We start from the raw sequence: 20,256 nt of genomic DNA, 5'->3' as shown, positions 1-20,256 counted from the left end.
ACAGTTGCATCGGATGGGCAACCCCCCAGGTCGCGGCATGGACGGACACCCGGCCGGAAGCCCGGGGCGGCACGCCCCGCAGGGGCCCAGGACGGGAGTGGATGATGGTCGAGTCGGTGAGCGGCACCGTGCGGTTGCTCTGGGGTCCTCCGGCCAGGCCCACCCGGGGGCCGAAGCCGGCCCTCAGTCTGGAGCGGATCGCCGCTGCCGGGGTCGAGGTCGCCGACGCGGAGGGGCTCGACGCGGTCTCCATGCAGAAGGTGGCCGGGCTGCTCGACTTCACCAAGATGTCGCTCTACCGGTACGTCCCCGGCAAGGCCGAACTGATCGCCCTGATGGTCGAGTCGGCCGTCGGCGCACCTCCGGACGCACCGACCGGAGCCGACTGGCGGGAACAACTCACCGTCTGGGCCCACCACTTGGCCGAGTCCTTCGCCCGGCACCCGTGGCTGCTGGACGCCACCGTCGGAGCCCGGGCGCTCGGCCCGAGGGAACTCGCCTGGCTGGAGCGGGCGGTGGCTGCGCTCGACGGCCACGGGCTGACCGGCCCCGAACGGATGGACGCCGCCGTCCTGCTCACCGGGCACGTGCGCGGGATCACCGCGCAGTCCCGCGCCGCCGGACCGGCCGGCACCCCCGAGGCCGAACTCCTCGCCGCCCTCGGCACCGTGGTCCGGGAGCACGCCGACCGCTTCCCGGCCGTCGCCGCCGCCATGGCCGACCCGGAGGGCCGCGACCAGGCGCTGGAGTTCGGCCTGGAACGCATCCTGGACGGCCTGGCCGCCCTGATCGAGCGCCGGACCGGGCCCCGAGTCGAGCGCCGCGCGAACGCGGGCTGACCCGCCGGACCGGCCCGCCCACCCTCGACCCGCCGAGCCGGACCGACCCGCCCTCGCCCGCCCCGCTCCCCGAAAACCGTTCGGAGCGCCGCCCGTTCACTCGCTACCATCGCGCCTCATGGCGATGTTCGTGCACCTGACCGCCGCGGCCAACGCGCCGCGCATCCGCCGCGCCGGGATCCGCGCCGACAGCCACGGCCAGGGCGGCGCGCGCGGGGTGTACTGCTTCCCCGTGCTGCCCTCGTACACGCTGACCCACCAGTGGCTGCGCGAACTGGCCCGGTTCCACCCCAAGGGCGCGCTCGTCGCGGTGCACCTCCGGCTGGAGGACGACCAGGAGGTCCTGGCCGGGCACTACCGCGACCGTGACCGGGGCAACCAGCGGCCGCTGCGGGCCGCCGAGGCGGTCCGGCGGATCGGCACGCTGGCCGACCCGCGCGGCTGGGAGGTGTTCCTGCCGCGCGCGGTGGGGGCCCGCGAGGTGCACCGGGTCCGCGCCGTACCGCAGGTCACCGGCTGGCGCTACCTCCCGGGCGCCCACGGCACCCGGCCGTGCACCTGTTTCGGCTGCCGCATCTACGGCGAGTACGGCGCCCGCCGACTGCGCGAGCGCCACCCGCACCCGCTGGACGGCCCGCCGCCGCCCGTCGCCGTACTGCTCGCGCGGATCGCGGCGGCCGGCGTACCGGGCGATCCGGCCGAACTGCGCTCGGTGCTGCACTGGTTCGAGTTGCGCCGGCGCGGCCCGCTGGAGCGCCTGGCCCCGCTGGCCGCCCACCCGGACCCGGCGGTACGGGGGGACCTGGTCTGGGCCGTCTGCCGCTGGTCGACCCCGGGTGTCGCCGAACTGCTGGACGGCCTGGCGGACGACCCGACCCCGGGCGTCCGCGAGGCCGTCGCGGCGGTCCGGAACCGCTGAGGCCGTCGCGGCGGTCCGGGACCGCTGAGGCCCCGGCCGCCGTCGGATCGGAACAGGTCGGGCGTTTCCGTCAGGAGACGCGCTTGAGCTGCCAGGAGTTCTTCTCCAGGCTCGGCACCGCGGAGTAGTTGCAGCCGGAGCCGTAGAAGGTGCTCACGATCGTCCAGCCGGCCGGCGGCCAGGTGGAGGCGCAGGCGTTGACCACGGTGCCGACCGGGTAGCCGGTGAGCTGCATGATCTTCTTGGTGTTCGGGTTGAAGCCGGAGCCGCAGCCGGCGCTGTTCCACCACTGGACGTCCACGTAGCCGCCCGGCGTCAGCGAGGAGGAGCAGATGGTGCTGGTGTCACCGGGCGCGGCCTGGGCCGTCCCCGCAGTCAGGGTCAGCGCGGCGGCGGTGCAGCCCAGGGCCAGGACGGCGGAACGAAGGCGTGTCACGAGGGTCGGCTCCTTTCGGTGACGCGGCCCGTCCGCGTCCCGCCCATTCCTATCCGTACGGCCAGGACGGCGGACAGCGACTTTCCGGCCCCGCCTGCGGCTCGTTCTCGCCCATCCCCGCCGAGGGCGGCCCGGCGAGATGCCGCTGACCTGCGCGGTCCCCCGCCGAGGTGCCCGTTCACCCGATCCGGGTGATCATGGGACGAACCGCGTCATCGGCGATTCGGCGTACCCGGCCGTCGGCCCGGGGAGCGCCCGGAAGGTGGACCGCGATGTTCCAACTCCTGTGGATCCTGCTCATCGGCTTCGTACTGGGCGTGATCGCCAAGCTCATCCTGCGGGGACCGCAGTCGATCCCCTGGTGGCTGACCATGCTGCTCGGTGCGGCCGGGGCCTGGCTCGGCAACGCCGTCTCCGGCTGGATCGGCGTCCGCCACACCTCGGGCATCGACTGGATCCGCCACATCCTGCAACTCGCCTTCGCCGTCGCCCTGGTCGCCATCGTCGCCCCCGCCTGGAGCAGGTCGCGCCCGAGCCGCTGACCGGCCGGGACGGCCCGGCCCACGCGGGTGGCCGGGGCGGCTCGGCCGCCGACCGACGGGCCGACCCCGCTCAGCCGCCGCCCGGCCGGGCCCGCTCAGCCCACGTGCACGGCCGGGCGGCGGGCCCGGTCCGGTTCCGCCTCGCGCAGCACCTCACGGGTGACGGGGGCGATCTCACCCTGTCCGAACAGGAAGAACCGCAGGAACTGGGCGAAGGGGTTGCCCTCGGTCCACTCGAAGTAGATGTGCGGCTGCTGCCCGGTGAGGTCGCGCACCCGCAGCAACAGGGCGGCCAGCGCGTTGGGCACGCTGGAGCTCTCCAGCGACAGCACCCGGTAGCGGTCGTGCAGCACCTCGCCGCGCACGGTCAGCTCGGCCTCGAAGTCGGACGGGTCGAGCACGGTGACCTCGACGAAGACCAGGTCGTCCTCGGCCGGGATGTCGTTGTCCCGCCGGATCTGGTGGATCTTGTCACGGTACTCGGCGAGGTCCCGGCTGTTCGGCTCGTTGGCGATCAGCCGCAGCGGGCGGTGGGTGTAGTCCCGGACGAACCGCCCCGCGACCTCGTCCAGCACCACGTCGGTGACGCGCAGTTCGAAGGCGCGCTTGAGCCGGGAGAGGAAGGAGACCAGCATGATGCCCGCGATGAAGCAGGCGCCGATCTTGACGCCGTCCGGCCGCTCGGCGATGTTCACCGCCGTGGTGTAGAGGAAGACCGCCGAGATCACTCCGAAGCCGGCCCGCCAGCGGCGCTGCCCGGCCTTGTGGGCGGCGATGGTGACGGCGATGGCCGCGGAGCTGATCAGCACCAGCACGCCGGTGGCGTAGGCGCCGCCCTGGGCGTCCACGTTGGCGTCGAAGATCCAGGTCACCAGGAAGGCGATCAGGGTGAGCACGATGACGGTCGGCCGCACCGCGCGGGCCCAGTGCGGGGCCATGCCGTAGCGCGGCAGGTAGCGCGGCATCAGGTTGAGCAGCCCGGCCATCGCGGAGGCCCCGGCGAACCAGAGGATGGCGATCGTGGAGAGGTCGTAGACGCTGCCGAAGGTGCTGCCCAGGTACTCGTGGGCGAGGTAGGCGAGCGCCCGCCCGTTGGCCTGGCCGCCGGTCTTGAACTGGTCCTCGGGGATGAGCAGCGTGGTGATGAAGCTGGTGGTGATCAGGAACACGCTCATGATCGCGGCGGCGGTGGTCAGCAGCTTGCGGGCGCCGCGGATGCGGCCGGTGGGCTTCTCCTCGGTGTCGTCCGGGTCCCCCTCGATGTGCGGCATCACGGCGACGCCGGTCTCGAATCCGGACAGGCCGAGCGCCAGTTTCGGGAAGACGATCAGGGCGACGCCGATCATCGCGATGGCGTTGCCGTGTTCCGCGGTCAGCGCGTCCGTCCAGTCGCTGAACAGGTGCGGGGCGCTGAGCACGTGCCACAGCCCGTTCGCCACCACCACGACGTTGAGCGAGAGGTACACCGCGACCAGCACCACGGCCAGGCCGATCGCCTCGCTGAACCCCTTGAGGAAGACCGCGCCGAGCAGGGCGATCATGATCATGGTCAGCGAGATCTGCCTGCCGGTCAGGGCGCTGTGCAGGTGCGGGTTCTCCACCAGGTGGGCGCTGGCGTCGGCGGCGGACAGGGTGATGGTGATCATGAAGTCGGTGGACGCGAAGCCCAGCAGGGTCAGCACGAAGAGCTTGCCCTGCCAGAACGACAGCAGCCGTTCCAGCATCGCGATCGACCCCTGGCCGTGCGGACTCTCCTTGGCGACCCTCCGGTAGACCGGCAGCGCGCCGAGCAGGGTGACGATCACCAGCACGATGGTGGCCAGCGGCGAGACCAGCCCGGCCGCGAGCGCGGCGATGCCGGGCTGGTAGCCGAGCGTGGAGAAGTAGTCCAGGCCGGTCAGGCACATGACCCGCCACCAGCGCTGGCCCTTCTCCTGCTGCGGCTCGGCGTGCGGGCCGGGGTGCTGTTTGGCCATGTCGGACAGGCCTTCCAGCAGCCAGGCCCGGAACCGCCCACCCCGGGAGGAAGGCGCCGCCCCCTGCTCGGCCGACCCCGACGACACCACGTGCCACCCCTGTCCACGACTCGGCCGGGCGCGCGGCTCCGGGCCCCCTGCGGCCGCCGGACGGCGGGCCTGGTCAGGCTAGGGGACGTGATCGCCGGGGCCGGGCAAGCGCGCGGGCCGACACACCCGGGTGCGCCCGTACGGCCCTCCCCGGTGGCGGGCCGTCCCGGGCCCCACCCCCCACAGAGCGGCACCCCCGCGGCACCCCGTGGTCCGGCGCGGCGGCCTACACCGGCCTCGCGAAACGCGCGAGGATGTCCGCGCACCCGACACGCCCGGCCGGGGCGGCCACGGGCACGGGCACGGGCACGGACGAGGGAAACAGGGAGGTCGCGGTGGTGGAGCCGAGCCGGCGGAGGATTCTGGGCCTGGGCCTGATGGCGGCCGCCGTCACCTCCTGCGGCCCCCGCCGCCCGGACCCCGCCGCCGACCCGCACCCCTCCACCCCGGCAGCCGCCTCGGCACCCGGCGCCTCGTCCCCCGGCGCCACCGCCCCCGCCACCGGCGGCCCGGTCGCCGACGGGCACACCGGCCCGACGAGCGAGCGCTCCCTGCCCGGCAACCCCGACTGGGAGATCACCGACCCCGGCCCGGACGGCGCCATCGAGGGTTTCGCCGACCGGGTCAGCGTCCTGCCCGGGGAGTCCTTCGGCCTGCACGTCTCCACCCCCGCCGCCGCCTTCACCGTCTCCGCCTACCGGATGGGCTGGTACGACGGCGCCCGCGCCCGGCTGGTCTGGCGCCGCGAGCACGTCCCCGGCGGCAAGCAGGCCGCGCCGCACGTGGACCCGGCGACCCGCACCGTGCTGACCGGCTGGCAGCGCACCCTCGCGGTGGACACCGCCGGCTGGCCCGAGGGCGCCTACCTGCTGCGCCTGGACGCCGAGGACGGCTCCGGCCGGCGCTACGTCCCGCTCACCGTCCGCTCGGCGAGCACCGCCGGCCGGACCGTGATCATGAGCGCCCCGGCGACCTGGCAGGCCTACAACGAGTGGGGCGGCTACAGCCTCTACAACGGCCCGACCGGCGGCCTGGCCACCCGCTCGCTGCAGGTCGTCTTCGACCGGCCGTACGACTACGACCACGGCGCCGGGCTGTTCCTGGTCTACGAGGCGCCGCTGGTCGCCCTCGCCGAGCGGCTCGGCCTGCCGCTCGCGTACACCACCGGCATCGACGTGGCCCGCGAGCCCGGCCTGCTGACCGGGGCGAGCGCCGTCCTGTCCCTGGGCCACGACGAGTACTGGTCGCCCGAGCAGCGGGCCAACGTGGTCGCGGCCCGGGACGCCGGGACCAACCTGGCGATCCTCGGCGCCAACTGCTGCTTCCGCCGGGTCCGCTTCGAGCCGACCGAGCTCGGCCCCGACCGCTCGGTGGTCTGCTACAAGGACGCGTGGGCGCAGGATCCGGGCCACCGGTCGGGCGCCCCGGCGACCACCGACTTCCGGGTCGGCCCGGGCGCCGACCCGGAGAGTTCGATGCTCGGCGTCATCTACGACGGCTACCCGGTGGACGCCCCGTACGTGGTCACCTCGCCCGGGCACTGGGCCTTCGAGGGGACGGGCGTCGCGGCGGGCGCGTCGTTCCCGCACCTGGTCGGGGTGGAGTACGACCGGGTGGACACCGGCTTCCCCACCCCGCGGCCGATCGAGGTGATCGCCCACTCCCCCGTGGTCTGCGACGGCCGCCGCTCCCACTCCGACACCGCCTACCACACCGTGCCGAGCGGCGCCGGGGTGTTCGCCACCGGAACGATGCGCTGGGTCGAGGCGCTGGAGGCCCGCGGCCCCGGCGGCGGCAAGGCCGACCACGGCATCGACTCGCACGCCGGGGACCTGGTCCGCCAGGTCACCGAGAACGTCCTGCGCGCCTTCGCGGCCGGACCGGCCGGCCGGACCCACCCCGCCCAGGACAACCTCGCGGCCGTCTACGGCACGGCGTAGCGGGCCCGGCTCAACGGCCGCGAGCGGCGGTGCGGATGCCCGCGCCCTGAGCCGGGGCCGGCGGCGCCCGACACCCCCGGTACACTCGCACGGTCCCATCCGGAGCAGGCACGAGGGAAACAGAACATGGTCGAGGCCTCCCCCAAGGTCGTTGTGGTCGTCCCCACGTACAACGAGCGGGAGAACCTCCCGGTCCTCGCGGGCCTGCTCGCGGAGCTCCCGGTGCCCAACCTGCACCTGCTGGTGGTCGACGACAACTCCCCCGACGGCACCGGTGAGATCGCCGACAAGCTCGCCGCGGACTCCGGCGGCACCGTGAGCGTGCTGCACCGCACCGAGAAGGACGGCCTCGGCCGCGCCTACCTGGCCGGCATGGCCAAGGCGCTGGACGAGGGCGCCGACGTCGTGGTGCAGATGGACGCCGACCTCTCCCACCCGGCCTCCGCGATACCCGCGATGGTCGAGACGCTGCTCACCGACGGCACCGCCGTGGTGCTGGGCTCACGCTACGTCCCGGGCGGCTCCACCGCCGAGGAGTGGCCCTGGCACCGCAAGGCGCTCTCCGCCTGGGCGAACTTCTACGTCAACGCGATCCTCAGCCTCGGCGTCCGGGACGCCACGGCCGGCTTCAAGGCCTGGCGGGCCGACGCCCTGCGCGCCATCGACCTGCCGACCGTGCAGAGCAACGGCTACTCGTTCCAGGTCGAGATGAACTACCGGGTCGTCAAGCAGGGCATGACCATCCGCGAGGTGCCGATCCGCTTCGAGGAGCGGATCGAGGGCGCCTCGAAGATGAGCATGGGCGTGCAGGTCGAGTCCGCGCTGGCGCCCTGGAAGCTGCGCTTCAACCGCGACAACTAGCGGGTACCGGCGGCGGCGCACGGCACGGGCCCGGCCCGCACCGGCCCGGCCCGATGCGGGCGTACGGGTGCCGGAAGGTCCCGGGAGCGGTGTGAACGGCGGCTTCGGGGAAAGAAGGGCGACATGGCCCTTCTCCCGGAGACCCTCAAGGACCTGGTCCGCCGCAGCGCCCGAGAACCGTTCGTGGTCCAGACCATCCGGGCCACCGTCGCGGCCACCATCTCCTACGCGGTGGCGACGCAGCTGAGCAGCGAGCCCGCCCCGCTGACGGCGCCGCTGACCGCGCTGCTGGTCGTCCAGGTCACCGTCTACTCGACGCTCAAGACCAGCATCCGGCGGGTCAACTCGGTGGTGGTCGGGGTGCTGATCGCGATCGGCTTCAGCGCCGTGGTCGGGCTCTCCTGGTGGAGCCTCGGACTGATCATCCTGGCCTCACTGGTCGTCGGCCGGTTCGTCCGGGTCGAGGAGTTCGTCCAGGAGGTCGCGATCAGCGCGATGCTGATCCTGGGCGTGACCAAGCTGGCCTCGCAGGCCTGGGACCGGGTGCTGGAGACGCTCATCGGCGCCGCCGTCGGCCTGCTGTTCAACCTGCTGTTCGCGCCACCGCTCTGGGTGGACACCGCCGGGGAGTCGATCGAGGACCTCGCCCGGCGGGCCCGCCAGCTGCTGCTGGACATCTCCGAGGAGCTGGGCCGCCCCACCCCGGTGGCCAGGGCCGCCGAGCGGCTGCACGAGGCCCGCCGGCTGGACCAGGCGATCGCCGACGTGGACGCGGCGCTGCGCCAGGCCGAGGACAGCCTGCGGTTCAACCCGCGGATCAGCGAGGGGTTGCTGTCCCGGCTGGTGCTGCGCACCGGGCTGGACACGCTGGAGATCTGCGTCGTCGTGATCCGGGTGCTGGCCCGCTCGCTGACCGACCTGGCCAAGCGGCGCGGGCCCGATGAACGGCTCTTCCCGCCGGACGTCGCGGTGGGGCTCGAGGAACTGCTGGCGCACGTGGGCGGCGCGATGGTGAGCTACGCGGTGCTGGTGACCACTCAGGTGAGCCGCAACGCCGAGGAGGCGGAGGAGCGGCTGACCGCCGAGCTGGCGGCCGCGTGGACCTGCCGGGAGAACGTCGCCCAGGTGCTGCTGCGCAAGGTCCAGGAGCACCCGGAGGCCTGGCAGCTGCACGGATCGATACTGGCCGAGGTGGACCGCATCCTGGACGAGATGGACCTGGAGCACCGCGGCCGGCGGCTGATGGAGGAGCTGGACCGGGCCTCGGTGGCGAACCGGGAGCGGTTCTCCCGCTACGCCGCGCTGCGCCGCCTGCTGCGGGGCGAGCGGGCCCGCGGCGGGCGGTCCTCCGTCAAGGCGCAGCGCCCGGCGGCGTAGGCCGGGCGCCGTCGCCGGGGTGTCCCGCCCGACGCCGGGTCCGGGCCGGCGGGCCCGGTGCCGTTCCCCGGGGTGTCCCGCCCGGCGCCGTTCCCCGGAGCGCTGCGGTCAGGGCATCAGCCAGGGCTGCTGCGGCAGCGGGTGGCCGGTCTCCAGGTAGGTCTTGAGATTGGCGAGCACCGCCGACCAGCCCTGTTCGGCGTCGGCCCGCGCGGCCTCGTCGGCGAGGTTCTCGTGGATGACGGTGAGCCGGGTGAGGTCCTGCCAGCCCTGGATCTCGAAGGTGACGCGGGACGGCCAGCCGGCCCGGTCCTCCTGCGGCCCGGCCCAGGTGGTGACCAGCCGGTGCGGGCGGTCGACCGCCTCGACGGTGCCGGTGACGTCGGCGATGCCGGAGCCGTCGGTCCGCTGGTGCTCCCAGGGCGCGCCGAGCAGCCAGGTGGAGACGTTGCGGTGGCCCCAGTAGAGGCCTGACTCGTCGGCGTTGGTGAGCGCGTGCCAGACCCGCTCGGGGGTGGCCCGCAGGTAGGTGATGCCGCGGTGGCTGAGGGCGGTCACGGCCTCACCCCCCGGCCGCGGCGAGCAGCGGCCGGATCTCGATCTTCTGCATCCGCAGCATGGCCGCGAAGACGCGGTCCGCCTTGGCCCGGTCCTCGCCCGCGACCAGGTCGAGCAGCACCCGGGGGGTGATCTGCCAGGAGAGGCCGTAGCGGTCCTTGAGCCAGCCGCACGGGCCCGGCTGACCGCCGTCGGCGGTGAGTCCCGCCCAGAGTGCGTCGACCTCCTGCTGGTCCTCGCACTCGACCTGGAGCGAGATCGCCTCGGTGAAGTGGAACTCGGGGCCCCCGTTGAGGGCCGTGTACTCACGGCCGGCGAGCTCGAACTCGACGGTCATCACCGAGCCGGCCGGGCGGAGGCCGGCCTCGCCGTAGCGGGTGGTCCTGGTGATCCGGGAGTTCGGGAGCAGGGAGGTGTAGAAGGCGGCGGCCTCTTCGGCCCGGTCGTCGAACCAGAGGACGGTGGTGATTTTCTGCATGCGCCCGACGGTAACGGCGGGGTCCGGTACGGCGGCCGAGCCACGGCCGGGGGTCACCGGATCGGCGCCCCCGGCCGGCCTCACGTCAGTGCACCCAGCCCGCGTAGCGCTGGACGAAGCGCTGACCGGTGTGGGCGGTCACGACGACGTCGTAGCGGCCCTGCTTGTCCAGCGGCCAGGCCAGGTTGGCCTGCTTGCCGGGCTTGACCCAGACGGTCTGCGCGGTGCCCGCGAAGTCGTTTGGCGCGGCGGTGAAGGCCACGTCGGTCATCCCGTCGTTGGCCAGCTGCAGGGTGAGCTTGCGGTTGCCGCGCAGGTCGGCGGTGACGATCGGCACGCCGATGTCGTTCTGGCCGTCCTGACCGTCGCGCACCACGGTGCCGGCGAAGCGGCGGACGAAGCCGTCCGGGCCGTGCACGGTGAAGTCGTAGCGGCCGCCCGTGGTGGCGGCGTCCCAGACGTACCGGGCGGTGGTGCCGGGGGCGACGGTGTACGGGGTGCCGGCGAAGGGGAGCAGGATGTTCGGGTAGACGGTGTACGGGAACGCCACCGAGCCGTCGTTGCTCATCGTGCAGGTGACCTTGCCGGTCCTCCGGTCCACCTCGACGTCGGCCCACGGCTGGTACGGCAGCGGGCGGTGCGGGCGCTCGCCGCGCTCCTGGACGGGCATCGCCTGGGCGCCGACCGCCGGCAGCGCGACACCGGGCAGCTTGGTGCCCGCGTCGGCCCTGGCCATCAGCGCCTTGGTGTCGGGCAGCGCCGGGATCGAGTGCTCCGGGGCGGCGAAGTCGAAGCAGCTGGTGAGGTCCCCGCAGACGGCCCGGCGCCAGGCCGAGATGTTGGGCTCGGCCACCCCGGTGACCAGCTCCATGAAGCGCAGCACGGACGTGTGGTCGAAGACCTGGGAGTTGACCCAGCCGCCGCGCGACCAGGGCGAGATCACCCAGAGCGGTACCCGGTTGCCGAGGCCGATGGCCCGTCCCTGGGTGAACTCCTCGGGGGTGCCGGGCTCGGGGGTGGGCGGGACCATGTGGTCGAAGTAGCCGTCGTTCTCGTCGTACATCACCAGGAAGACGGTGTGTCGCCAGACCTCCGGGTTGGACATCAGCGACTGCAGGGCCTGGTCGACCCAGTGCGCGCCGTAGGCCGGGCCGGCCTCCGGGTGCTCGGAGAACAGGTAGGGCGCGACCAGCCAGGAGACGGTCGGCAGGGTGCCGTCCTTGCAGTGGCGGTCAAAGTCGGCGGGGTCGAACTTCGTCATCGCGTTGACGTAACGCGGGTCGTCGTGCGGGAAGTCGTGGAACTGCTTGAAGTAGGAGAGCGCGTTGTCGTCGTAGTCGCCGGTGCGGTCGTCCTTGCTGGGGTTGTGGTAGACGCGCCAGCTGACGCCGGCCGCCTCCAGGCGCTCGGCGTAGGTGGTCCAGTCGGCGACGGGGTTGTCGGTGACCGGGGTGTTGTCGATCCACGGCCCTGTGGTGCCGTCGCGGCCGGGGCCGGAGGTGCCGGTCCACAGGTAGAGGCGGTTGGGGTCGGTCGGGCCGGCCAGCGAGGTGAAGTAGGCGTCGCAGACGGTGAACGCGTCGGCCAGGGCGTACTGGTAGGGGATGTCGTCCCGGGTGAAGTAGCCCATGGTGCGCTCGCCCTTGGCGGCGATCCACTTGTTCATGGCGCCGTTGTTGATGGCCTGGTGGCCGGTGGCCCAGTCGTGCGGGAGGCCGCCGGCGTTCTGCGCGTTGTACTTGGCGGTGTCCATCCGGTACGGCAGCATCGCGCCGCCGTCGGTGCGCCGGCTGTCGGGCTGGCGGAAGACGTCGGTGCCGTCCGGGAACTGGAGCGCCTGCTTGTCGCCGAAGCCGCGGACGCCGGCCAGGGTGCCGAAGTAGTGGTCGAAGGAACGGTTCTCCTGCATCAGGACGACGACGTGCCTGACGTCCTTGACGGTGCCGGTGAGCGGGACGGCCGGCTTGGCACCGGCGGCGGGCGCGGGGGCCGGGGCGGCGGCGGCCTGGGTGGCCGTCAGACCGGTCAGGGCGGTGGCGCCGGCGGCCGCGGTGGCGCCGACGAAGGTACGGCGGGAGAGCTCGGGCATGACGAACTGGCCTCTCGGAGCTGGGAGTCGGGGAGCCTGGGAGCTCAGAGCTGGAAGGTGGCGACCGCGGCGGCGGTGTCGGAGGGCCACTCGTTGGCGGCGGCACCGGGCTCGGGCTGCGGCCAGTCGGCGACCAGGGTGTGCGCCTCGACCAGCTTCAGCGGGCCCGCGTACTGGACGTAGTCGATGCGGTCCTGCGGCTCGGGGCGGTCGCCGCGCCGCTTGCGGGTGGGCGACCAGGTGTTGCCCGGGGCCTTGACCGGGTCGGGGCACTCCTCGCGGAAGGCGTCGGTCAGGCCGGCGCCCTGGAGGGCCACCGTGACCGGCCAGGCGAGCGCGCCGACCCCCTGGTGGGCGGCGGCGGTGGCGGCCGTCCAGTCCCGGTGCGAGGGTGAGGAGAGCGCGCCGGCCAGCACCACCGGGATGCGCCGGGCGATGTCCGCGCGCACGGCGGCGGCCAGCGCCTCGGCCTGCTTCAGCCGTAGCGAACCCTTCTCGGCGGCCAGCACCTCGGCGGCGGTCCGGCCGTCCTGGACCGCGTACGGGCCGTAGCCCGCCTCGTCCAGGTGGGCGGCCCAGAAGCGGACACTGCGGCCGCCGGGCAGCCGCAGGGTGACCGCGGCGGCGGGCAGCTCGGCGGTCGGCGGGGTGACGTCACCGAGCGGGTGGCGGCTGAGGATGCCGATGCTGCCCGGGCTCTGGTAGGCGTACCAGCCGAGGGCGTCGGCCAGGGTACTGGCCCGCTCCCCCGCGGTCTCCTGGAGGGCGAGCACGTCCAGGCCCTGGGCGAGGACCACGCGCAGCTGCTTCTCCAGCGCGTCGGTGTGGGCGGAGCCCGCGTCCTGCAGGTTCCAGCCGGCGGCCTTGAGGCGCGGTGCGGCGGCCGGATCGACCACCGGGACGAGGACGGTGACGGTGTCGGTGGCGCCCGTGCTGTCCTTGACGCCGACGACCACCGGCTCGGGGGCCTTGCCGGGGGCGGCGGGGGCGGTGCCGGTGAGCATGCCGTCGGCGCTGACGGAGGCCCAGGCCGGGCCGGCGACCTTGCGGAAGGTGGCGGAGCCGGCCGGGTTTCCGGCCGGACGGGACCAGAGGCCGCCGAGCCGGACCGTCACGGCCGCGCCCGGGGCGACCGGCGTGGCGGTGAAGGAGTCGACGGCGGCGTGCGGGCGCACGACGGCGGGCTTGGGGCGGAAGGCGAACGGCTCGGTCTGGGCGAGGATGCCGTAGCCGTCCTTGGCGAGCAGGTAGGCGGTGTACGGGCCGCCGGTCAGCGCGGAGGTGTCGAGCTGGACGTCGCCCGAGGTGCCCGGGGTGTACTTCCACAGCAGCGAGCTGCCGGTGCCGGGCTGGCGGCCGCCGTCGTAGATGCCGACCCAGTTCTTGGCGTCGGGGGCGTCGGTGGTCCAGTGGAAGGTGAGCCGGTCGCCTTCGGTGGGGTTGCTGGAGGAGCTGAGCGTCAGGGCGCTGCCTGCGGCCACGGTTTTCCTGTCCGCCGCCCGGGGCCGGGGCCCGCCGGGGGACGGTGCACCGGGGCCGGGTAGGGCTGGTCACGGAGGCTGAGAGAGGGTAGTGCCGCAGTTGGCTGTACAACTGCTGGCGCCCTCATTCATCCGAAGGTCAGCGACCAGCACGTGAACGACGCGTGACGGAGTATCGGGCGGAGCGGGAACTTCGGTGGGCGCGCCTGCGGGCGCCTCCGCGGACGTGTCTTCGAGCGCCTCCTCGGACGCCTCCTCGGACACCTCCGCGGGCATGCGGCGGGGGGGGGGGGGGGGGGGGGCGCCCCCCCCCCCCCCCCCCCGCGGGCGCCCCCCCGCGCGGGGGGCCGGGGGGCGCCGGGGGGGGGGGCGCCGGGGGGGGGGGCCCCGGGGCGGGGGGGGGCGGCCCCCCCCCCCGCCCCCCCCCCGCCCCCCCCGGGGGGGGGGGGGGGGGGGGGGGGGGGGCCCCCCCCCCCCCCCCCCCCCCGCCGTTCCGTGCTCCCCGGGCGTGCGCCGCCGGTCAGGCCAGGGCGAGGAAGAGCTTCTCCAGCTCGGCCTCGCTCATCGGCGGGGCGTCCTCGTCGGCGGCGGCCATGCACTGGCGCATGCCGCTTGCGACGATCTTGAACCCGGCCCGGTCGAGCGCGCGCGAGACGGCGGCGAGCTGGGTGACCACGTCCTTGCAGTCCCGGCCCGCCTCGATCATCGCGATCACTCCGGCCAACTGGCCCTGCGCGCGGCGCAGCCGGTTCAGGACCGCGCCGACCGCCTCCTCGTCCACCTGCATGTCGGGGCCGCCTTTCATATCGACTGTCGATGGACAAGTGTACCCGGCGGGGTATTCATTCCCGGGTGGCGAAAGTCGTACCCGGCCTGGGGTAGGTCAGCGGCGGAACCGGGGACCGGTCAGCGGCGGGCCAGGCGGCGCTCCCCGCCGGCGCCGGTCGCGTACGGAAGCTCGTAGTGCGCGAACACGGCGGGCTCGTCCACGGCGGGCAGCACGTCGTCGGTGCCGATCGCCGGAGCCTGCTTGACGACGTTGCGCGGGTACGCCACCCGGAGGTAGTCCGGTCCGGCCACCGCCCCCTCCAGCGGGACGAACACCAGGCGGCGACGGCCGGCGAACCCGACCGCGACGGTCGCGAAGAACGGCTCGTCGCTGGCCGTCTCCACGTAGACCGACTCCAGCGAACCGATGCGGCGGCTCTTCTCGTCGACCACGGCGTGGCCGCGCCACTCCCGGATGTCCGCCATTGCGATGCCCATGGCCCGGCCTCCCGCCTCCGGCTCTTCCACGGCCCGGATCCCCCCATCCTCCGCCGGGAGCGACGGGGGCGCACGACGGGCCCACGGGCCCCGGCGCCGACCACGTCGGCAGGTACGACGGGGTGGCCCGCAGACGCTGTGGTCCGAGCGGTCCAGACCACCTTGAGCGGAGCGGGGCGTCCGATGAAGGATGGGCGGTTCGAGGACGTCAGGAACGGCGGCTCCGGGGAGAGCCGCATGATCGGGGAGGCAATGTGATCATCGCCCGCGAGGTGGAGTTCGACCGCGACGAGATGTTCGAGCTGTACGACGCGGTGGGGTGGGAGGGCTACACCGGCGACGTCGACAAGCTGCTGCGCGGCCTGGCCAACTCCCACCTGGTCGTGACCGCGCGCGACGAGTCCGGGGAACTGCTCGGGCTGGCCCGCACCGTCTCGGACGACGAGGCGGTCTGCTACGTCCAGGACGTGCTGGTGCACCCGCGCCACCACCGGAAGGGCGTGGGGCGCGCACTGATGGAGCACCTGATGGACCGCTACGCCCACTGCCGGTTCTTCCTGCTCTCGACCGACCACGAGTCCACCCCGGAGGGCGTGCGGAACCACGCCTTCTACCGCTCGCTGGGGTTCCTCTCCTACGAGGAGAAGGAGATGTCCGCCTTCGGTCTCCCCCGCGTCCGGGCTCCGCGCCCAGGCGCGGAGCGGGCCGAGGCGCGACCGGGCCCGATCGCGGGCTGAGCCGAACGCGGGCTGAGCCGATCGAGCCCTGACCCGGTCCCCGGCGACTCAGGCCGGGCGGCCGGGCGGGACCAGGCCGCTCTGGTAGGCGATGGCGACGAGCTGGGCGCGGTCGCGAGCGTCGAGCTTGTTCATCGCCCGGTGGACGTGGGTGCGGACGGTGAAGGGGCTGACGAACATCCGCTCCGCGATCTCCTCGTTGGTGAGGCCGGTGGCGGCCATCGACATCACCTCGCGCTCGCGGGCGGTGAGGACGGCGAGCCGCTCACTGGTCGGGGTTCCGGACGCCGGCTCGGGCTGGGCCAGGAACTGGTCGATCACCGCCCGGGTCGCGGCGGGCGAGAGCAGCGCCTCGCCCGCCGCCACGGTGCGGATCGCGGCGAGCAGCTCCTTGGGGTCGGCGCCCTTGCCGAGGAAGCCGCCGGCGCCCGCGCGCAACGCCTGGGCCACGTACTCGTCGATCTCGAAGGTGGTGAGGATGAGCACCCGGGTGCCGGACAGCTCCTCGTCGCCGCAGATCTCGGCGGTGGCGCCGAGGCCGTCGACGCCGGGCATCCGGATGTCCATCAGCACAAGGTCGGGCCTGGTGGCCCGGGCGAGCGCGACGGCCTCCCGGCCGTCGGCGGCCTCGCCGACCACCTCCATGTCCTCCTCCGCGTCGATCAGCAGGCGGAAGGCGCCGCGCAGCAGGGCCTGGTCGTCGGCGAGCAGTACCCGGATGGTCATGCGTGGTCCATGTCCTCTCGAACGGCGCCGTCCGCTCGGGCGGCGCGCTCCTGTCCTTCGGCTGGTGTCGGGCGGTCGGTCGTCGGGCGGTCGGTCGTCGGACGATCGCCACGGACGGTGCGGACGGCCCGGGCCGCCCGGGCGACGTCCTCGGCGGTGAAGGCGCCCGCGGTCTCGGGGCCGTCGTCGCGGGCGCCGGTGCGCAGCGGCAGTTCGGCGGTGACCAGGAAGCCGCCGCCGGGCCGCCGGTCGGCGCTGAGCCGGCCGCCGACCGCGCCGGCCCGCTCGCGCATGCCGATCAGCCCGAAGCCGCTCCCGCTGGAGGCCTGCCGGGGCGGGGACACGGCGCGGGGTCGGCCGGTGACGGTCGGGCGGCCGTTGGCGACGCTGACCGCGACCCGGCTGCCGCTGTAGGCGAGGGTGATCTCGGCGTCGGCGCCGTGGGCGTGCTTGGCCACGTTGGTCAGCGACTCCTGGACGATCCGGAAGGCGGTGAGGTCGACGCCGGGCGACAGCGGGCGGGCCTCGCCCTCGACGGTGAGCCGCACCGGCAGGCCGGCCCGCTCGAAGGTGGTGATCAGCTCGGGCAGCCGGTCGAGGCCGGGGGCGGGTTCGAGCGGGGCGGGCTCCTCGGCGCGGCGCAGCAGGCCGACGGTGGCGCGCAGTTCGTGGAGGGCCGAGCCGGTGGCGTCGGTGATGTGGCTGAGCACCTCGCGGGCCTGGACGGGGTGGCTGTCCATGAGGTGGACGGCGATGCCGGCCTGGGCGTTGGCGAGGGCGATGTGGTGGGCGACGACGTCGTGCAGGTCGCGGGCGATCCTGATGCGCTCGTCGGCGACCCGCCGCCGGGCCTCCTCCTCGCGGGTCCGCTCGGCGCGTTCGGCGCGTTCCTCGATGGCGGCGAGGTGCGCGCGGCGGTTGCGGATGGAGTCGCCGAGGGCGCCGGGCAGCAGGGCCCAGGCCAGGACGCCGATCCGTTCGCCGAGCGGGCCGCTGGGGCCGAGCAGCAGGGAGATCCCGCTGAGCAGGACGGCGGTGAGGATGGAGGCGCGGAAGGCGGTGGCACGGTCGCTGCGGACGGCGAGGAAGTAGAGCGCGAGCAGCAGCGGGGCGGCCAGCATCGGGGTGAGCCGGGGGGTGCTCCAGGCGAGCAGCATGGTGCAGAACAGGGTGACGGCGACCACGCCGCGCGGCCGGCGGCGGTGGAAGAAGACGGCGACGGCCGCGATGAGCGCGAGGACGCAGGTCGTCGGGTCGGCCTTGACGAACCGCCCGGCGCTCTGGTCCGTGGTGGCGCCGAGGGCGGTGACCGCGATCAGGGCCAGGCCGCCGGCGAAGTCGAGCAGCCGGGGGTGGTCGCGGCGCAGGCGCTGCCAGGTGTCACTCATGGTCGTGGTCTCCGGGTCGGGGTGCCCTGGCCGCACCCTCGCCGGGCCACGCCAGTTCGCGCCGCGCCGGCCGCGGTGGGGGCGGCGGGCCGGGCAGGGGGCCTCCGCACGGGCGGTGGCCCCCGACAGCAACGGTAACGGTTGGAGTTCGAACCGGTGTCCGAGCCGATCGGCGGCGGACCGGACGGTCACCACCGAGGCCAGGCCCGGGGTGGTGACCGGGCCTGGCCTCGGTGGTGCCGGGCCAGGCCCGGACGGTACCGGCCTAGACGGTGACCGACTCCCGGGCCTGGGTCGGCTCGGGGGCTGCGGTCTCCAGCTTGCTGCCCTCGACGTCCACGTCCGGTATCAGCCGGTCGAGCCAGCGCGGCAGCCACCAGGCGCGTCGGCCGAGCAGGGCGAGGACGGCCGGGACGACCGTCATCCGGACGATGAAGGCGTCGAAGGCGACGGCCGCGGCGAGGCCCAGGCCCATCATCTTGATCATCGGCTCGCTCATCCCGATGAAGCCGGCGAAGACGGCGATCATGATGAACGCGGCGGCGGTGACCACCCGGGCGTTGTGCCGGAAGCCGGTGACGATGGCCTCGCCGGGCTCCTCACCGTGGACGAAGCCCTCGCGGATCCGGGTGACCAGGAACACCTCGTAGTCCATGGCGAGGCCGAAGACCACACCGATCATGAAGATCGGCATCATGCTCATCACCGGGCCGGTCTGCTCCACGCCGATCAGGTCGGCCAGCCAGCCCCACTGGAAGACCGCGACCACGGCGCCGAGCGCGGCGACCACGGAGAGCAGGAAGCCCAGGGCCGCCTTCAGCGGGACGAGGACGGAGCGGAAGACCACCATCAGCAGGATGACGGCGAGGCCGACGACCACGGCGAGGTAGGGCACCAGCGCGTCGGACATCTTCTGCGAGACGTCGATGTTCATCGCCGTGGTGCCGCTGACCAGGACCGTCGCCCCGGTGGCCGACTTGAGGCCGGCCGCGTCGCCGCGGATGGCGTGCACGATGTCCTTGGTCTCGGCCTCGCTCGGGCCGGTCGCCGGGACGGCGTTGAGCAGGGCCGTGTCGCCGGCCGGGTTGAACATCGGCGGCGTCACCGCGACGACCCCGGGCAGACCGGAGACCTTCTTGGCGACCTCGGCCGCGGCGGCCTTCGGGTCGGCGACGCCCTTGGCGTCCACCATGACCGTCAGCGGGCCGTTGAAGCCGGGGCCGAAGCCCTCGGAGAGCAGGTCGTAGGCGCGGCGCTGGGTGGTGGAGGTGGGCTTGGACTCGTCGCCCGGCAGGCCGAGCCTGAGGTCGAGCGCGGGGGCCGCGAGCACGCCGAGGCCGATCACACCGCCGAGCAGCACCGCGAGCGGGCGGCGCAGGATGAAGCGGGCCCAGCGGGCACCGCCGTTCTCCTTCCCGCCCGAGGCCTCGCCCTGGTCCGTACGGGCCTTGCGGGCCTTGCGGGGCAGCACCTTGCGACCGAGGAAGCCGAGCAGCGCGGGGACCAGGGTGAGGGCGACCAGCACGGCTATGACGACCGTACCGGCGGCGGCCATGCCCATCTTGGCCAGGATCGGGATGCCGACCACGGAGAGGCCGGCGAGCGCGATCACCACGGTGAGGCCGGCGAAGACCACCGCGGACCCGGCGGTGCCGACGGCCCGGCCCGCCGCCTCCTGGGGCGTGCGGCCCTCGGAGAGCTCTGCGCGGTAGCGGGAGACGATGAACACCGCGTAGTCGATGCCGACCGCGAGGCCGAGCATCATGGCGAGCGTGCCGGTGGTGGTGGAGAGCCCCAGCGTGCTGCCGAGCGCGGCGATCAGCGCCATGCCGAGGCCGACGCCGACGACGGCGGTGAGCAGCGGCAGGCCGGCCGCGACCAGCGAGCCGAAGGTGATCACCAGGACGACGGCGGACAGCGCCATGCCGATCGCCTCGCTGCTGCCGCCCGCCTCGGGCTTGGCCATCAGCGCGTTGCCGCCGATCTCGACCTTGAGCCCGGCGTCCCGGCCGTGCTGGGCGGCCTGCTCCAGGGCGTCGGTGGCGCCCTTGGACACCTCACCCGCCTTGGCGGAGTAGTTGACCGTGGCGTATGCGGTGGTGCCGTCCGCGGAAACGGCGCCCTGCATCTTGAACGGGTTCACCGCACCGGTGACCTGCTCGGAGCGGGCGACCTCGTCGACCGTCCGCTCGACCACCTGCTGGTTGGGTGCGGCGGTGATCTTCTGGCCGGAGGGGGCGACGAACACCAGGCGCGCCGAGGCCCCGTCGGCGTGCCCGCCGGGGAAGCGCTCGTTCATCAGGTCGAAGGCCTTCTGCGCTTCCGTGCCGGGCATCGAGAAGCCGTCGTCGGGTGCGGCGGGCGCCTTGGCCGCCAGGACCCCGACGGCGGCCAGCACGGCGACCCAGAGGAAGGTCACCAGGCGGCGCCGGACGAAGGTCCATCGGCCCAGACGGTAGAGGAACGTGGCCACGGGAGAGCGGACTCCTTCGGATGCGGTTCTCGGGTACGGAACGTGCCGCGGCCGACCGGAACGTCCTGGTGGACGCGGTC

General features: G+C 74.0%; 18 protein-coding genes. 7 read left to right on the top strand and 11 right to left on the bottom strand.

Going from position 1 to position 20,256, the window contains the following annotated elements; genetic code table 11:
* Nucleotides 1-101 precede the first annotated feature (101 nt).
* Both ACGF0D_RS24565 and ACGF0D_RS24560 read left to right on the top strand, forming a co-directional pair.
* Complete coding sequence (locus ACGF0D_RS24565) at nt 102-839, top strand: TetR/AcrR family transcriptional regulator (RefSeq protein ID WP_392877740.1); 738 nt, start codon at nt 102-104, stop codon at nt 837-839.
* 118 nt (nt 840-957) lie between these two features.
* Complete coding sequence (locus tag ACGF0D_RS24560) at nt 958-1,758, top strand: HEAT repeat domain-containing protein (RefSeq protein ID WP_392919592.1); 801 nt, start codon at nt 958-960, stop codon at nt 1,756-1,758.
* Between the two features lie 70 nt (nt 1,759-1,828).
* Here ACGF0D_RS24560 and ACGF0D_RS24555 read toward each other — a convergent pair whose 3' ends face one another.
* Complete coding sequence (locus ACGF0D_RS24555) at nt 1,829-2,194, bottom strand: hypothetical protein (protein WP_392877744.1); 366 nt, start codon at nt 2,192-2,194, stop codon at nt 1,829-1,831.
* 272 nt (nt 2,195-2,466) lie between these two features.
* Here ACGF0D_RS24555 and ACGF0D_RS24550 point away from each other — a divergent pair, with 272 nt between their 5' ends.
* Nucleotides 2,467-2,736, top strand: coding sequence for a GlsB/YeaQ/YmgE family stress response membrane protein (locus ACGF0D_RS24550; RefSeq protein WP_392919589.1), 270 nt, complete (start codon nt 2,467-2,469; stop codon nt 2,734-2,736).
* Nucleotides 2,737-2,831: 95 nt separating this feature from the next.
* Here ACGF0D_RS24550 and ACGF0D_RS24545 read toward each other — a convergent pair whose 3' ends face one another.
* Nucleotides 2,832-4,712, bottom strand: coding sequence for an amino acid transporter (locus ACGF0D_RS24545; RefSeq protein WP_392877748.1), 1,881 nt, complete (start codon nt 4,710-4,712; stop codon nt 2,832-2,834).
* 425 nt (nt 4,713-5,137) lie between these two features.
* On the opposite strand from ACGF0D_RS24545, the gene ACGF0D_RS24540 reads away from it, so the two are divergent.
* The 3 genes from ACGF0D_RS24540 to ACGF0D_RS24530 all read left to right on the top strand — a co-directional run bounded on the left by ACGF0D_RS24540 (nt 5,138) and on the right by ACGF0D_RS24530 (nt 8,980).
* Nucleotides 5,138-6,742, top strand: a complete 1,605-nt coding sequence (locus ACGF0D_RS24540) for a N,N-dimethylformamidase beta subunit family domain-containing protein (RefSeq protein ID WP_392919587.1) — start codon at nt 5,138-5,140, stop codon at nt 6,740-6,742.
* Nucleotides 6,743-6,868: 126 nt separating this feature from the next.
* Complete coding sequence (locus tag ACGF0D_RS24535; RefSeq protein WP_392919584.1) at nt 6,869-7,603, top strand: polyprenol monophosphomannose synthase; 735 nt, start codon at nt 6,869-6,871, stop codon at nt 7,601-7,603.
* 123 nt (nt 7,604-7,726) lie between these two features.
* Nucleotides 7,727-8,980, top strand: a complete 1,254-nt coding sequence (locus tag ACGF0D_RS24530; RefSeq protein WP_392919581.1) for an aromatic acid exporter family protein — start codon at nt 7,727-7,729, stop codon at nt 8,978-8,980.
* A gap of 108 nt (nt 8,981-9,088) precedes the next feature.
* Here the strand turns inward: ACGF0D_RS24530 and ACGF0D_RS24525 are convergent, their stop codons facing one another.
* From ACGF0D_RS24525 to ACGF0D_RS24500, 6 genes are all read right to left on the bottom strand, one after another.
* Complete coding sequence (locus tag ACGF0D_RS24525) at nt 9,089-9,538, bottom strand: SRPBCC domain-containing protein (RefSeq protein WP_392877756.1); 450 nt, start codon at nt 9,536-9,538, stop codon at nt 9,089-9,091.
* Nucleotides 9,539-9,542: 4 nt separating this feature from the next.
* On the bottom strand, nt 9,543-10,016 hold the full coding sequence (locus ACGF0D_RS24520) for a VOC family protein (protein ID WP_392919579.1): 474 nt from the start codon (nt 10,014-10,016) through the stop codon (nt 9,543-9,545).
* An 85-nt stretch (nt 10,017-10,101) separates the two neighbouring features.
* Entirely contained in the window at nt 10,102-12,105 is a 2,004-nt protein-coding gene (locus ACGF0D_RS24515; RefSeq protein WP_392919576.1) for a phosphocholine-specific phospholipase C, read from the bottom strand.
* 44 nt (nt 12,106-12,149) lie between these two features.
* Nucleotides 12,150-13,586 (bottom strand): endonuclease/exonuclease/phosphatase family protein, encoded by a 1,437-nt coding sequence (locus ACGF0D_RS24510; RefSeq protein ID WP_392919573.1) that lies wholly within the window; start codon nt 13,584-13,586, stop codon nt 12,150-12,152.
* A 520-nt stretch (nt 13,587-14,106) separates the two neighbouring features.
* A complete protein-coding gene (locus tag ACGF0D_RS24505; RefSeq protein ID WP_392877763.1) occupies nt 14,107-14,373 on the bottom strand; it encodes a metal-sensitive transcriptional regulator in 267 nt (88 codons plus the stop codon).
* Between the two features lie 119 nt (nt 14,374-14,492).
* On the bottom strand, nt 14,493-14,852 hold the full coding sequence (locus tag ACGF0D_RS24500) for a PRC-barrel domain-containing protein (RefSeq protein WP_392877765.1): 360 nt from the start codon (nt 14,850-14,852) through the stop codon (nt 14,493-14,495).
* Between the two features lie 254 nt (nt 14,853-15,106).
* Here ACGF0D_RS24500 and ACGF0D_RS24495 point away from each other — a divergent pair, with 254 nt between their 5' ends.
* Nucleotides 15,107-15,589: a GNAT family N-acetyltransferase gene (locus ACGF0D_RS24495; RefSeq protein WP_392877767.1), complete on the top strand. Its 483-nt coding sequence runs from the start codon at nt 15,107-15,109 to the stop codon at nt 15,587-15,589.
* Between the two features lie 48 nt (nt 15,590-15,637).
* On the opposite strand, the gene ACGF0D_RS24490 is transcribed toward ACGF0D_RS24495, so the two are convergent.
* The 3 genes from ACGF0D_RS24490 to ACGF0D_RS24480 all read right to left on the bottom strand — a co-directional run bounded on the left by ACGF0D_RS24490 (nt 15,638) and on the right by ACGF0D_RS24480 (nt 20,176).
* Nucleotides 15,638-16,315 (bottom strand): response regulator, encoded by a 678-nt coding sequence (locus tag ACGF0D_RS24490; RefSeq protein WP_392877769.1) that lies wholly within the window; start codon nt 16,313-16,315, stop codon nt 15,638-15,640.
* Entirely contained in the window at nt 16,312-17,703 is a 1,392-nt protein-coding gene (locus tag ACGF0D_RS24485) for a sensor histidine kinase (protein ID WP_392919570.1), read from the bottom strand. Before ACGF0D_RS24485 ends, ACGF0D_RS24490 begins: the two co-directional genes overlap by 4 nt.
* Nucleotides 17,704-17,968: 265 nt before the next feature.
* On the bottom strand, nt 17,969-20,176 hold the full coding sequence (locus tag ACGF0D_RS24480; RefSeq protein WP_392919568.1) for an MMPL family transporter: 2,208 nt from the start codon (nt 20,174-20,176) through the stop codon (nt 17,969-17,971).
* Nucleotides 20,177-20,256 lie beyond the last annotated feature (80 nt).

The organism is Kitasatospora sp. NPDC048298 (assembly GCF_043201465.1).
In the GTDB taxonomy this organism is placed as follows: domain Bacteria; phylum Actinomycetota; class Actinomycetes; order Streptomycetales; family Streptomycetaceae; genus Kitasatospora.
This window is presented reverse-complemented; position numbering and strand designations above follow the sequence as displayed.